A 14,416-nucleotide genomic window follows, 5' to 3' on the forward strand; every position below is an offset into this window, starting at 1 on the left:
CTTTCATATTGTTTTTAATCCAATTTTGAAGTATACGATATTTATGAAATTATTCTTAATAATGATAAATCGCATAGTATTTTAATCAACTTAAAAATCTATTTCCTTTTTTAATAAATGCTTTTGCCTGTTCGGCAATCATATACACCACGGGTACTACCACTAACGATAGCAACATCGAACTGAGAAGTCCGCCGATCAGTACCCATCCCATACCGCTCTTCCATTCGCTTCCCGTACCGTGTGACAGGGCAATAGGCAGCATCCCGATCACCGTGGAGATCGCGGTCATCACGATAGGACGGAGCCGGAGTTGTACTGCCTCTGTCAGCGCATCGTGGATGTTTTTTCCTTCCCTGCGCAGATGATTGGTAAAGTCTACTACCAGAATGGCATTTTTGAGCACAAGGCCCACCAGCATGATAATGCCGAGCAGACTGAAAATACTGAGGGCCTGTCCCGTCAGTGCCAGCGCCAGCAAAGCGCCGATAATGGAAAGGGGAATGGAGAACAATACCACGAAAGGATGCAGGAAAGATTCATACAGCGCTACCATGATCAGGTAGGCCAACACGATGGCGATCAGCAAGGCCGTACCAATACTGCCGAATGTTTCTTCCTGGTATTTAATTTCCCCTTCGGGTAGCCAGGTGACGCCTTCCGGAAAATCGGTTTTTTCGAGAAAGGAGATAACATCGTTTCCGACATCCCCCATGGCTCGTCCCAATACCTGCGATTCGAGCATCACCGACGATATACGTCCGTAACGTTCGAGTTGCGACGTTCCTGTTTCTTCTGTCACGGAAGCGAATTGTTTGAGTTTGACCGTTTGATCGGCAGCATTCATAAACGTCAGGTTCTCCACATCGCTGATCGATTGCCGGTTAAAAGCGTCGAGGCGCACGTTGATATTGTACTCGAAATTTCCCTGTTGAAATTTACTATCGCTATTTCCACTGAAAGAGGTATAGATCGTAGCCCCGACTATCTCCGGCGATAATCCTAATCGTGCCATCTTTTGCTTATCCGGCCTGATCACTACTTCCGGATTTCCGCTTTCGATAGTTAGCCTGACATTATTCGCCCCGGGTATCTCACTGATCTGCCTGCGCATTTGTTCGGCGAAAACCATCAGGGTATCCATATCCGACGACTGAAAGACAACCTGGATCGGTGCTTCATCGGCACCACCGATAAGGCTTACTACCGCCGATTCTACTTTTACATCGGTAAAGGTTTCATTCAGTTCGTTTTCCAGCCTTTTCACAAACAGGTTCGACGAAATATCCCGTCTTGTTTTATCCACCAGTTTGATATTGATCTCAGATTGATTATTCCCGCTTTGTGCCGCGAGAAAACCGGATCCGCCACCAATAGTTGAGTAAATACCGATTACTTCGGGTTTCTGACTGATGACCTCTTCTATCTTGCGTGTCATCAGGTTATTTTGTTCAATGGTGTAGTTTTTGGGATATTCCACTTTCACAATGCATTCGCCCGTATCTCCTATATTAAGAAACTCGCTACCGATGAAACCACCTGCCACCAGCATCAGTGAGCCTGTAAACAACAGGGTTGCAATGGCCATCGTGATCCATTTCCGGCGAAGCGACCATTGAAGAAGTTGTTGAATGGCATTGGAGAAAGCGATCATTCCCTGTTCGAAGCCGGTAATGATCCTGCTCCATCCTGTCTTCCGGTCAAGGGTTTCGAGTTTTGAAAAACGTGATGTCAGCAGGGGAACCACGGTAAAGGCCACCACCAAGCTGATTAAAACCGAGATCACGATCACCATGGCGAACGGTGCGATCACCGGCGATATGATACTTTGGGACAATGCGACAGGAAAAAATACCACCACGAGTACCATGGTAATGGATACCACGCTCAACCCGATTTCCCGTATCCCGTCGACGGTTGCCTGCAGGCGGCTTTTTCCCATTTCCAGATGGCGGTATATGTTTTCGAGTACCACGATGGCATCGTCGATCAACGTACCGATCACCAGAGAGAGCGCTAGCAACGTGATCAGGTTGAGGGTGTATCCCAACAGTTCCATGCCGACGAACGTGGAAACAATGGACAAGGGTACGGCGATCATCACGATAACGGCATTGCGCACGCTATGCAGGAAAAAGAGCATGACGAACGTTACCAGTATTACGGCCAGTATCAGGTCGAAACGCACCGAGTCGGCAGCGTCGATAATGATCAGCGAACCGTCCTGCGGGATAGTGAACTGCATGTTCGACGCGGCATACCGGTTCTCGAGCGATATAATCTCTTCCTTTATCGCATCGCACACGGCAACGGTATTAGCCCCGTCCTGTTTTTTGATCTGGATGCCTACGGCCGGCTCACCGTTCACACGGTACAGTGTGCCGGCATCTTTTTCCGTGTCGATGATCTCGGCCACATCTTTAAGTTTTACCAGTGAGCCGTCGCTCCGTCCGGTAATCACCAGATCAGCGATTTCCCGTATCTGCGTGAATTTTGCCGACATCCGTAACATAGTCTGATTGAGGTCAGTCGTGATCTTTCCCGCGGGAAAATCGAGATTGGATGTTTGTATTGCATTGACTACCTGTAGGATTGATAAATTGTAATTATCCAGTTTATCGTGATTCACATTGACCTGTATTTCCCGTTCGGTTGCTCCCAGGAAATCGATTTCGGCTACTCCTTCTATTTTTGCGAATGCCGGTTTGATACGGTAATTCAGTTCGTCGAACAATTCCGTGGCAGGCATATCGGCCTTTACACTCAACACCATAACGGGCAGGGCGTTGACCGATAGTTTCGTGACGGTAGGTTCCAGCGCCTGCGGTGGTAATACACTCCGGGCGGCCTGTATTTTCCGTACCGCATCGTTCACAATGGGATCGACATCGGCATTGATTTGCAGCGTAACCATCACGATGGAAACACCTTCCTGCGAGATAGCACGGATGACATCGATGCTGGGTAAACCCGAAAGGGCTTCCTCGATAGGTTTGGACACGCTGTTCTCCACTTCAACGGAACCTGCACCCGGATAGGCGGTTACCACCGTAAAGATCGGTGAACTGAATTCGGGTATCAGTTCATATTTCAATGACCGGTAGCTCAGGATACCCAGAAACGCGAGCACGGTAAACACAACGACCACGAGCGTGGGACGTTTTACAGATAATTCCGATAGATTCATTGCGGTCGTTTTTATGGGTTTAGTATTCTTATTTTACTGCCATCCTCCAGATTGATCTGTCCGGAAAGGACGATCCTGTCGGTTTCCGTTACGCCTTCCGTCACCAGGACTTCGGTCTCATTCAATGTCCGGGCTTTTACCTGCCCGGAGATCACAGTGTCGCCGCTGACGGTGAATACTTTTCCGTCCCTGACACTGCCGACGATGCATTTACGGGGGATAACAAGCCCGTCGTTACCGGTCTCGTTCGTGAAGACGGTTCTTCCGTTCATTCCCGCCCGCAACATGCCGCCGGGATTGTTCAATTTCATTTCCACTTTGTATCGTCCCGACAGATCCGGTACGGTACTGATCCCCCGGATATGGGCCGTGAAAGAATTTTCCGGAAACGCATCAATGAATATTTCGGCTTTCTGTTCCGTTTCGAGCGCCAGAATATCTTCCTCTGCCATATTCACCGTGAACACCATCCGGTCCTGTTCCACAATGGTGAATACCGGAGCGGAAGGTAATAGGAAAGAGCCTTTTTCTACCGAGCGGCTTGTGATTATCCCGCTGACCGGAGAACGGATGGTTGTGTTTTCCAGTTGTTTCTTCGATGCCGTGAATTGAGCCTGTGCATCCCGGTATTTCAGTTTTATGGCTTCAAGTTGCTGTTGTGTCACGGCTTCTCCTCCCGCCAGATTGTCATAACGTGCCAGGTCTTTTTCCGCATGTTCCAGATTGGTTTTCGCCAGTTGAAACTGACTTTCGGCCAACTCTTTTTCAACTGTGATAAGGATTTGTCCCGCATACACCTTATCCCCGGTATTTCCGTTGACCGATAATACTTTACCGGATGTTTCGGAAAGGATCGTTACTTCGGCCCCCGATGTCAATACACCGTTTTCCGTAATACGTTGTGAAATGCTTTGCTTTTTCGGGACAACAACTTCCACCGGGATAACCATGCTGTATTGTTGCATGGCTTGCAGTTCATTGTCTAATCGTTTCTTGTTGTTCACCAGTTGAAGGATTCCCAAAGCTGCTATAGCAATAATAATCCCTATCACGGCATACCTTTTAATTCGTTTCATATGTTTGTTTATTAAAAAATTCAAGATTCAAAATTCAAGATTTGACTACGTCTATTTGTAATTCAAGATTTGAGATTCAAAATTCAAGATTCCAAAATCCAAAATCGTTAAATCAATAAATTACTTTTCATTTTTCACACTTCATTATCCATCCATTTTCAATTGTCAACTGTCAATTGTCAATTATCAAAAGCATTTCCCCTTTCACTTTCCTCATCTCCAGTCCGGCATTTTTCAGTTGCATCAATGCATTGGAGTAGGAGAGATGTGCTTCGGTGAGTTCGTTCTCCGACATTAGCAGATCGGAAAGCGGAACAACTTGTTGCCGGTACCCCTGTAGACTGACATCGTATATTTCTTCCGCAACCTGTATATTCTTTTCCTGTCGGCGTAGGATTTCCATGTTGTTCCTATACCGGTGCAGGGCGTCGACAAGTTCTTTGGAGAAATATTCCAGTATATTTTCCCGTCTGTTCTTCAATTGCATCAGTTCCAGATCGTACTGTTTTATTTTCGAGCGTTTCTCAAAACCGTCGAAAAGGGGAATGGTGAAATTGATCCCCACAACGCCGACTTTGTAAAATTTATCATCTCCTCCTTTGAGAAAATCAAATTCGTTCCGTTGTCCCTGATAATATAATTGTCCGAAGCCGGTCAATGTCGGTAGATAGGATTGTCGGGCCGATTTCCGGGTAAGTTCGGTTATTTCGATCTGTTTGTCCAATACCTGCAATTCCGTCCTCTCCGGAAGTCCGGTCTTGTTGAATAGATCAACCAGCATATTCTCCTGTGAAAAAGCAAAGGTGTCGGATAAAACCACTTCTGTTTCCATGGGTAACCCGATAAGATACTTCAACAATCCTAATTGGTTGCTATATAGCTGGTCCAGATTGTCGATCTGGGTTTGCAGGTTGTCTGCGGCTACGGCTACCCTGGAATGATCTGTTTTCCGGATAAGATCGTTCCTGCTTTGCAATTCGGTGATCTCAAGCAGACGGTCCATATTCTTTCTACTTGCCTTCAAGAATGAAATCTGTGCATGGGTGGCCTGGCATAAATAATATAACTGTGACACCTGGAAAATGATCTCTTCTTTTTTCTGTTGCAGATCCAACTCACTCAGTGTTCCCATCTGCCGGGCAAGCTTCAATGAAGTAAAATAACTTTGACTGTATAATAATTGTGTTGCCCTGAAACCATTCGACCAATCGAATTTAGTACCTATCTCCACCGGGATTAGACCTGTTTGGCCGAATATCTCTCCGGGAATGATCAGTTTCGGTATAGCGTAATAATAGCTGAAATTACTATACGCTTCCAATTGTGGATACAACTTGCTTTCGGCTTCCCGTAAACGGAAGCGGGCCTTTTGCTGCTCCAACGCAGCGTTCTGTACGTTCATATTTTGTTCAATCCCCAATAGGCAGGATTGTTTCAGTGACAGCGACATCTTTGTGTCCTGTCCCGATAGCTGTACTATGGAAAAAATAAACAGCATTGTGAGGATTTCTTTTTTCGTCATCATCTTTTCTTTTATTTAGTACCGACCAGTCGGTATGTTATTGTGGATAGTATATTATCATCTGGATCATTTGTTTCTGTTTCTGTTAGTGAGAAAGTCTTACAGATAAGACATCAAATCGATTTATTGTATATTAAAACCGACCGGTCGGTCTTTTATACTGTAAAAAAAATTACGCTTTCACCTCAGCGTATAGTCCGTCCCATAAAGCCTGAATTTCACTATGTACTTCCCTGATTCTGCCGTCCATAACCAGATGTGGTGTAATGCCGTCACTGGAGTAAATAAATAATTGTGCGATTTGACGTGCAGTCATCCTGCTTTTGATTTCGCCACGATCCATTGCCGATTGTACCGCGTTTTCCCATGAGGTCAATTCCGTGGTATGAATTTGCTTCATCTTTTCTTTAAATCCGGGAAAAAGCTTTACCGCATCAAGCACCAGAGTAAAATAGGAGATATCGTCTTGATCATAGGTGTCTTCCAGAAAATCTTTCATTTCCAGAAACTTCGTAATAGAAAACTTAAGGACGTCATGATAAAAATCGTAAAATGAAGTTTTACTGAAACGATCAAAATCAATCTTCATTCCTATGAAATAAAAAGAGTCCACTATTTCGTGAAACAGTTTCTCCTTACTCGGAAAATAGTGATAAAACGCTCCTTTGGAGAGACCGCTTTTTTCTACTATCTCTTTCATCGTTACCTCTTTATAACTTTTATGCATAAAGAGGATAAAGGCTGTCTTTAAAATATGCTCTCTTGAACTGTTCATCGTTCTTTTTTGTGTAAACCGACCGTTTGGTCTGCAAATATATATAAAGTATTTCTGTTTACAAATTATTTAATGTTTTTTAATATTTAAGCAAAATCAAAGTTTGTTTAAAATGCTATCAATTGCTAATTTTGTAAAGAAGTATGTTGATCTACTTCCAGCATTAAAAATTTAAAGCAATGCGAATAACCTTACCTAATCAATTGCCTTCATATCCTGCATTTCGCGAAGGAATCCGTCGTGCGCCTGATCGTGGGTTCAGCCTGACAAGCCGCCAGACAAAAACAGCATTGGAAAATGCACTGCGTTATATTCCCACGGAATTGCATGCAGAGTTAGCACCTGAATTTCTGGAAGAACTGAAAACGCGCGGCCGGATTTACGGCTATCGCTATCGTCCTGAAGGAGACCTGAAAGCCAAATCCATCGATCAGTATAAAGGAAAATGCGTGGAGGGGAAAGCCTTTCAGGTGATGATCGATAATAACCTTTGTTTCGATATCGCGCTCTATCCCTATGAATTGGTCACGTATGGTGAAACCGGGCAGGTATGCCAGAACTGGATGCAATACCGGCTGATCAAAATGTATCTGGAAGAGTTGACGCGGGAACAGACACTGGTGATCGAGAGCGGGCATCCGCTGGGACTGTTCAGGTCGAGGCCGGATGCCCCCAGGGTGATTATCACTAACTCGATGATGGTGGGTATGTTCGATAATCTGGCAGATTGGGAGGTCGCTGCCCAGATGGGAGTAGCTAACTATGGACAGATGACCGCCGGCGGTTGGATGTATATCGGGCCGCAAGGTATCGTCCATGGGACATTCAATACGCTATTGAATGCGGGCCGGCTAAAGCTGGGTATTCCGCAAGACGGTGATCTGCGGGGGCGGTTGTTTGTTTCCTCCGGTCTGGGCGGGATGAGTGGTGCGCAACCCAAAGCGGCCGATATTGCCGGTGCGGTTTCGCTTATTGCCGAGGTGGATGTTTCGCGTATTGAAACACGTCATTCACAAGGATGGGTGCAACGGATTACCGGCAATTTGCCCGAGGCATTCCATTGGGCGGATGAAGCGATTAAACGCAAAGAGCCACTTTCTATCGCTTACCACGGAAATATTGTCGATCTGCTGGAATATGCGGAACAGCACAATATCCATATAGAACTGCTAAGCGACCAGACTTCGTGTCATGAACCCTATACAGGTGGTTATTGCCCTGCCGGCATCACCTTTGAAGAGCGTACCCGTCTATTACATAAAGATCGGTTGACATTCAGGGAACTGGTCGATGCATCGCTCCGACGCCATTTCGATGTAATCCGGAAATTGGTGGACAAAGGTACTTACTTCTTCGACTATGGCAATTCTTTTATGAAAGCGGTGTATGATGCCGGAGTGAAGGAGATATCGAAGAACGGCAGGGACGAGAAAGAGGGATTTATCTGGCCTTCGTATGTGGAGGATATTATGGGGCCTGAACTGTTCGACTATGGCTACGGTCCTTTCCGTTGGGTATGCCTGAGCGGAAAGCAGGAAGACCTGGTCAGAACCGACCGGGCAGCGATGGAGTGCATCGACCCAAACCGACGGGGACAGGATCGCGACAACTGGATATGGATCCGCGATGCGGAGAAGAACCGGTTGGTAGTCGGTACACAAGCCCGTATTCTCTATCAGGATGCGGAAGGACGATTAAAGATCGCGTTGAAATTTAACGAGATGGTGCGTAACGGTGAGATTGGCCCCGTGATGCTGGGACGTGATCACCACGATGTGAGTGGTACCGATTCACCATTCAGGGAAACTGCCAATATCAAGGACGGCAGCAACGTGATGGCAGATATGGCAGTGCAGTGCTTTGCCGGCAATGTTGCCCGTGGAATGAGCCTGGTGGCACTGCATAACGGTGGCGGCGTGGGTATTGGGAAAGCAGTTAACGGCGGCTTTGGTATGGTATGTGACGGCAGCAGGCGGGTGGATGAGATCCTACGTTCGGCCATGTTGTGGGATGTGATGGGAGGTGTGGCACGCCGTTCATGGGCCCGTAACTCTAATGCTATAAGTACAGTGAATGCGTTTAACCGGTCACACGCAGACGGTTATCATATCACCGAACCTTATCTTGTGGATGAAAAGGTATTCGATGCGTTAGATGTCCTTTAGAAGTTGGAAAATTCCGAACGTGGAACGATTGAGAAAAAAGAGAGAATGGTAGAAGTATATCGAAAAAATCTTAAAAAAAATATGAAAGTAAGATTTGTTTTACTGTTTATTTTGGTTTTTTTTGCCGGGACAATTCACTCAGATGTATGGGATCCGCCTTCCATCAAAAGCTACAAGTCTGAAAACGGTCAGTTTTTATTAAAAGTATATCCTACCGAAATTCCTGAAAATTATTCTAAATGGCTTTCGGCAAAACCGAAAAAGAAGAGTAAATTTTCAGCAGAAGACACTGCGATTGTACATTGCCATGCCATATTATATGAAATCTATAATTCCGATACTATAAAGATATGGGATAAAAAATTGATAAATAGGTTTGCCCCGAATTTTGTAATTGTTGCGAATGATGGAAAATCAATTGTTACTTTTGATAATTGGAGTTCCCTAGGATATGGGGTTGATGTTATGGTTACTTATGATGAATCCGGAAATATGGTTAAAAGATATAATTTAGAAGAATTTTCACCGTTTCCAATAAACAATTATTCTTTATCAATCACTTCAATATGGTGGTTATGTGGAGCAAAGTATATCAGTAATGACGAAATTGAAATCTGTTTTTCAGATGATAAAGACAATACTGAAACAAGAATATATAATTTATCAACAAAAGAGTTTCGGTAAATGACCTTCAAAAATATATTCATATGAACAAAATCATGGAGTGTGTGCCCAATTTCAGTGAGGGACGCGACAAACAAAAGATCGAGAAGATTGCGGATGCATTCCGCGGTAAAGAGGGTGTAAAACTGTTGGATTACAGTGGAGATGCGGATCATAACCGGTCGGTGATTACCGTAGCAGGTGAACCGGAAGCATTGAAAAACGCAGTGATTGAAGCGATAGGACGAGCAGTGGAGTTGATTGACCTTACACAACACCACGGCCAGCATCCCCGCATGGGAGCGGTGGATGTGGTGCCGTTTATCCCGATTAAAAACGTGACGATGGAAGAAGCGGTGGTTTTGTCGAAGGAGGTTGCACAAACGGTGGGAGAGAGATTCGGCCTTCCGGTCTATCTTTACGAGAAATCGGCTTCGGCAACGCACCGCGAAAATCTCTCCGCCGTACGTAAGGGCGAATTTGAGGGATTGTCCGATAAGATGAAACTGCCGGAATGGACACCCGATTTCGGCCCTTTTAAACCGCATCCCACGGCCGGGGTCGTTGCTATCGGCGCACGCATGCCGTTGGTGGCTTACAATGTGAACTTGGGTACTAATAATCTGGAGATCGCGACCGCTATCAGCAAAAAAGTACGCCATGTCGGCGGAGGATTGCGGTTCTGCAAAGCGATGGGTGTGGTGCTGGAAGATCGTGGCATCACACAGGTATCGATGAACCTGACCGACTACACCAAAACAGCGATCTACCGGGCCCATGAGCTAGTGCGCATCGAAGCGCAACGTTACGGAGTGCCTGTGGTGGGCGCCGAAGTGATCGGACTTGTTCCGATGGAAGCATTGGTTGATACGGCCGCATACTATCTGGGACTCGAGAATTTCTCTGTCAATCAGGTACTTGAAACCCGTTTAATGGAATAATAGGACTACATGAAAACAATATTGAAAAATAATAACAAACAACTAAATACCGATTAAAATGAAAACAGTACTACAATTAATGTCTATTTTCACTGTGTTGTTGCTATTTTCCTGTAGTAAGGAAAATAATGATGAACTGAATACCAAATATCTAAATGGTGTATGGGTGCATACGGACACAAAAACAGATACTATTGATTTTAATACAAGGATGTTTACCTCAAAGAAAACATTCGAACTAAGAAGAGGAAAAGAAAAAAGAAATGGCTACGAGCTTCCTAAAATAGGAAGTGGTATTTATACGTATGAGATCACAGGAGATAGTATCTATTTGCGAGATATAATATCAAGTTATGGCGGGTCATTGCCCTATTATTTCAAGATGGATCTGAATCGCAGATCGTTTGAAATAGCAAGTTTTGCTCCATTCACCGGAGGTTTGATGATGAATAAATTTAAACGAACAGATGAATAACCTGATCGTAAAAAATGCCGCCCAGGTAGTTACTTGCAGCGGTTTTGAAGGAAAACGGGGTAGGGAGATGTCCGACTTGCAGGTGATTAAAGGCGGGACGGTGATCGTGACCGGCGGTATCATATCTCATGTGCTTCATCCCGGGGAAGGGATCCCTGTAAGCGAACGGGATTACACCCTGATCGATGCTAGCGGCAAGGCATTGCTTCCCGGGTTTGTCGATCCGCATACCCATTTCGTGTTCGGCGGATACCGTGAGGAGGAGTTCTCCTGGCGGATGCGGGGCGATAGCTATATGGATATTATGAACCGTGGAGGAGGCATTGTAAATACGGCCCGTGCTACACGTGAAGCGACGGAAGAGGAGTTGATAGAATCCGGCAGGCAGCGGCTCGATGCGATGATGCGGCTGGGTATTACCACTGTGGAAGGAAAGAGCGGATACGGGCTCGACAGGGATACCGAACTAAAACAGCTCCGCGTGATGCGCCGCCTGAATGAAACCCATCCGATGGATATCATACCAACCTTTATGGGGGCTCATGCCATACCGGAGGAGTGGAAGGGGAAAGAAGATGAATTTATCGATTTCAATATCCGTGAGATGTTTCCTCTTGTGGCAGGAGAAAAGTTGGCCGAAGCGGTCGATATCTTCTGCGAGAAAGGTGTTTTCTCCGTGGAACAATCGCGCCGCTACCTGGCAGCGGCGCGGGAGCATGGATTCCTGTTGAAGATGCATGCTGATGAAATAGTGCCGATGGGAGGAGCTGAATTGGCAGCAGAACTTCGTTGTCTCTCTGCCGACCACCTGTTGCAGGCATCGGACGAAGGAATTCGGGCCATGGCCGAAGCAGATGTAGTAGCCACACTATTACCCCTTACTGCCTTTTCATTGCGGGAGAAATATGCCCGGGGCAGGGAGATGATCGATACCGATTGTATGGTGGTAGCGCTGGCTACCGATCTCAATCCCGGAAGCTCATTCACTGCGTCGGTACCGTTGCTCTTCGCCATTGCTTGTATTTATATGCAGTTATCGCCCGAAGAAGCAGTCACTGCTTTTACCATCAACAGTGCGGCAGCCATCAACCGGGCTGACTATATCGGCAGCATCGATGTCGGTAAGCAGGGAGACCTGATATTGCTGCAATTCCCTTCCTATAAGTTCCTGCCTTATCATGTGGGGATGAATATCGTGGAAACGGTAATAAAAAGAGGAGAGATTGTCTTTTCAATGTGCTAATATGCCAATGTGCTAATTCATTCACCACTTTTCACTATTAATTTTCAATTTTCAACTTTCAATTCTTAATTTATGAAACTACAGGATTTAACTTTAAAAGAATTTCTTGAAAAAACCGCGGCTAATGAAGCTCTTCCAGGCGGCGGCAGTTCTTCGGCATTGAATGCCGCTATCGCTTCGGCATTGACAGGGATGATGGCCAACCTGACCGTCGGTAAGAAAAATTATGCCGGTGTGGAGGAGCAAATGAAAAAAATCGTGGAAGAGATGGAGGAGAACAGGCTACATTTCATCAACGACATCGATCGTGACGCCGATGCATACAGTTTGGTGATGGATGCCTACAAACTGCCCAAGGAGACGGATGAACAAAAAAAACTGCGTAGCGAAAAAATTCAGGAAGCCATGAAGGTTGCTTCGCTCGTCCCGATGGAAGTAGCAGAACGGGCACATAAAATGTTAGATACCATCATTGAAACGATCCGAAAGGGAAATAAGAATGCCGTGACTGACGGGATGGTCGGCCTGATGGCTTGTCGTACTGCCATTATGGGAGCGTTGCTCAATGTCCGTATCAACCTGGGTGGTATCAACGATACGGTGTTTGTCGAAGAACTAAAAGAAAAATGTGAAAGGATTGAAAAAGATACTATTACCAGGGAGAACGAAATGACTGATTGGGTGAAATCTATAATTTAATGGAGTGGAACGAACCGGAAAATAAAGATTTCATATATCGAATAAAGTAAAATAATCCTATGAAACGAGCATGATAATTGTTCTCACATAAGAACATGATTAAAAGCGAGTTCCATATGACACCATTGAAAATAATAGTTTTAGTCATATGAAAAATATCTACTATATAGGGGAAAAAGAACTTACATTGGATGACCTGAAATGGATCATTACCGAGAATATAAAGCTGGAACTGTCTCCTGAGGCCAAGGAGCGGATACAAAAATGCCGAGATTACCTTGATAAGAAAATGGAAAATCAAACAGGACCGATCTATGGCATCACTACCGGATTTGGTTCATTGTACAACCGCACGATTTCGAATGACGACCTAAGCACACTTCAGGAAAATCTGGTGAAATCACATGCTTGCAGCGTGGGTGAAGAGGTGCCTCCATTGATCGTCAAGCTGATGTTCCTGCTTAAAGCATATGCCCTCTCATTGGGTTATAGCGGAGTGCAGGCGGTGACGGTGCAACGGATGCTTGACCTGTTTAACAACGATATCCTACCCATCGTGTACGATAAAGGTTCACTGGGCGCTTCAGGTGACCTCGCACCGCTGGCTAATCTCTTCCTCCCTTTGATCGGTGTAGGTGATGTTTTTTACAAAGGAAAGAAACAGGATATAGGCGTGGTGCTCGATGAATTCGGATGGAAACCGATCCGGTTGAAGAGTAAAGAAGGACTGGCTCTGTTGAACGGTACACAGTTTATGTCGGCTCACGGAGTCTATGCCATTATGAAAGCGGAGCGGTTATCCAAACGGGCCGACCTGATCGCTGCCATGTCGCTTGATGCATACGACGGCCATATCGAACCGTTTGAAGAGAAACTACAACTTATACGACCTCATCAGGGACAACTGGAAACAGGAAGGAATATACGCAGATTCCTGGAAGGAAGCGACATCATCTCAGGAGAAAAGAAACATTTGCAAGATCCTTATTCTTTCCGTTGCGTGCCACAGGTGCATGGCGCGACCAAAGATGCTATTAATTATGTGAAATCGGTGGTGATGACGGAGGTCAATTCTGTGACCGACAATCCTACCATTTTCCCGGATGATGACGAGATCATTTCAGGTGGTAATTTCCATGGACAACCCCTTGCCGTGGCTTTCGATTTCCTGGCCATTGCCCTGGCGGAACTGGGGAATATCTCCGAACGGCGTACTGCCCAGCTTATCCTCGGCAAGCGGGAACTCCCGGAATTTCTGGTAGCCAATCCCGGTCTTAACTCAGGTTTTATGATCCCTCAATATGTGGCGGCCTCGGTGGTAAGCCAGAATAAGATGTATTGTGCTCCGGCAAGTACCGACTCGATCGTTTCGTCCAACGGCCAGGAAGATCATGTGAGCATGGGAGCTACGTCGGCTGTCAAATTGCTTAAAGTAATGGATAATCTTGATATCATCCTTTCCATAGAGCTGATGAATGCAGCGCAGGCGATGGAATTCAGGCGTCCCCTTAAATCATCTCCGTTAATTGAAAGGATACTGAAATTCTATCGCAAAGAGGTTCCCTTCATCGATGAAGATATTGTGATGTATAAAGAAATACGTAAAACAACTTCATTCCTTAACCGGCTGGAGGTAGAGGGGCTATAAAATGAGATTAAATCATCCCTTT

11 protein-coding genes are annotated in these 14,416 nt (G+C 45.5%); 7 read left to right on the top strand and 4 right to left on the bottom strand.

Annotation, left to right across the window (positions count from 1 at the left end; genetic code table 11):
* Window positions 1-85 precede the first annotated feature (85 nt).
* The 4 genes from PSM36_RS07875 to PSM36_RS07890 form a co-directional block, all read right to left on the bottom strand.
* Complete coding sequence (locus tag PSM36_RS07875) at window positions 86-3,187, bottom strand: efflux RND transporter permease subunit (RefSeq protein WP_076930452.1); 3,102 nt, start codon at window positions 3,185-3,187, stop codon at window positions 86-88.
* Window positions 3,188-3,198: 11 nt separating this feature from the next.
* Window positions 3,199-4,263 carry an efflux RND transporter periplasmic adaptor subunit gene (locus PSM36_RS07880; RefSeq protein WP_076930453.1) on the bottom strand — a complete coding sequence of 355 codons (1,065 nt, stop codon included), beginning with the start codon at window positions 4,261-4,263 and terminating at the stop codon, window positions 3,199-3,201.
* A 172-nt stretch (window positions 4,264-4,435) separates the two neighbouring features.
* On the bottom strand, window positions 4,436-5,788 hold the full coding sequence (locus tag PSM36_RS07885) for a TolC family protein (protein WP_083710978.1): 1,353 nt from the start codon (window positions 5,786-5,788) through the stop codon (window positions 4,436-4,438).
* A gap of 169 nt (window positions 5,789-5,957) precedes the next feature.
* Window positions 5,958-6,560: a TetR/AcrR family transcriptional regulator gene (locus PSM36_RS07890; protein WP_076930455.1), complete on the bottom strand. Its 603-nt coding sequence runs from the start codon at window positions 6,558-6,560 to the stop codon at window positions 5,958-5,960.
* Between the two features lie 179 nt (window positions 6,561-6,739).
* Here PSM36_RS07890 and PSM36_RS07895 point away from each other — a divergent pair, with 179 nt between their 5' ends.
* From PSM36_RS07895 to hutH, 7 genes are all read left to right on the top strand, one after another.
* The gene (locus PSM36_RS07895; protein ID WP_076930456.1) at window positions 6,740-8,725 is read left to right on the top strand and encodes a urocanate hydratase; all 1,986 of its coding nucleotides are present in this window, start codon (window positions 6,740-6,742) and stop codon (window positions 8,723-8,725) included.
* 45 nt (window positions 8,726-8,770) lie between these two features.
* The gene (locus PSM36_RS07900) at window positions 8,771-9,409 is read left to right on the top strand and encodes a hypothetical protein (protein WP_154670986.1); all 639 of its coding nucleotides are present in this window, start codon (window positions 8,771-8,773) and stop codon (window positions 9,407-9,409) included.
* 23 nt (window positions 9,410-9,432) lie between these two features.
* On the top strand, window positions 9,433-10,329 hold the full coding sequence (ftcD, locus tag PSM36_RS07905; protein ID WP_076930458.1) for a glutamate formimidoyltransferase: 897 nt from the start codon (window positions 9,433-9,435) through the stop codon (window positions 10,327-10,329).
* A 58-nt stretch (window positions 10,330-10,387) separates the two neighbouring features.
* Window positions 10,388-10,804 (top strand): hypothetical protein, encoded by a 417-nt coding sequence (locus tag PSM36_RS07910; protein WP_076930459.1) that lies wholly within the window; start codon window positions 10,388-10,390, stop codon window positions 10,802-10,804.
* A complete protein-coding gene (hutI, locus tag PSM36_RS07915) occupies window positions 10,797-12,047 on the top strand; it encodes an imidazolonepropionase (protein WP_076930460.1) in 1,251 nt (416 codons plus the stop codon). The genes PSM36_RS07910 and hutI overlap by 8 nt, the downstream gene beginning before the upstream one ends.
* Before the next feature lie 72 nt (window positions 12,048-12,119).
* The gene (locus PSM36_RS07920; protein ID WP_076930461.1) at window positions 12,120-12,746 is read left to right on the top strand and encodes a cyclodeaminase/cyclohydrolase family protein; all 627 of its coding nucleotides are present in this window, start codon (window positions 12,120-12,122) and stop codon (window positions 12,744-12,746) included.
* A gap of 148 nt (window positions 12,747-12,894) precedes the next feature.
* Window positions 12,895-14,394 (top strand): histidine ammonia-lyase, encoded by a 1,500-nt coding sequence (gene hutH, locus PSM36_RS07925; RefSeq protein WP_076930462.1) that lies wholly within the window; start codon window positions 12,895-12,897, stop codon window positions 14,392-14,394.
* Window positions 14,395-14,416: the final 22 nt, after the last annotated feature.

The organism is Proteiniphilum saccharofermentans (genome assembly GCF_900095135.1).
GTDB classification, from domain to species: domain Bacteria; phylum Bacteroidota; class Bacteroidia; order Bacteroidales; family Dysgonomonadaceae; genus Proteiniphilum; species Proteiniphilum saccharofermentans.

Coding starts and splice junctions, on each gene's coding strand:
- ftcD (WP_076930458.1), top strand. CDS start 9,433: ATGAACAAAATCATGGAGTGTGTGCCCAATTTCAGTGAGGGACGCGAC.
- PSM36_RS07920 (WP_076930461.1), top strand. CDS start 12,120: ATGAAACTACAGGATTTAACTTTAAAAGAATTTCTTGAAAAAACCGCG.
- hutH (WP_076930462.1), top strand. CDS start 12,895: ATGAAAAATATCTACTATATAGGGGAAAAAGAACTTACATTGGATGAC.
- PSM36_RS07910 (WP_076930459.1), top strand. CDS start 10,388: ATGAAAACAGTACTACAATTAATGTCTATTTTCACTGTGTTGTTGCTA.
- PSM36_RS07900 (WP_154670986.1), top strand. CDS start 8,771: ATGGTAGAAGTATATCGAAAAAATCTTAAAAAAAATATGAAAGTAAGA.
- PSM36_RS07885 (WP_083710978.1), bottom strand. CDS start 5,788: ATGATGACGAAAAAAGAAATCCTCACAATGCTGTTTATTTTTTCCATA.
- hutI (WP_076930460.1), top strand. CDS start 10,797: ATGAATAACCTGATCGTAAAAAATGCCGCCCAGGTAGTTACTTGCAGC.
- PSM36_RS07875 (WP_076930452.1), bottom strand. CDS start 3,187: ATGAATCTATCGGAATTATCTGTAAAACGTCCCACGCTCGTGGTCGTT.
- PSM36_RS07880 (WP_076930453.1), bottom strand. CDS start 4,263: ATGAAACGAATTAAAAGGTATGCCGTGATAGGGATTATTATTGCTATA.
- PSM36_RS07890 (WP_076930455.1), bottom strand. CDS start 6,560: ATGAACAGTTCAAGAGAGCATATTTTAAAGACAGCCTTTATCCTCTTT.
- PSM36_RS07895 (WP_076930456.1), top strand. CDS start 6,740: ATGCGAATAACCTTACCTAATCAATTGCCTTCATATCCTGCATTTCGC.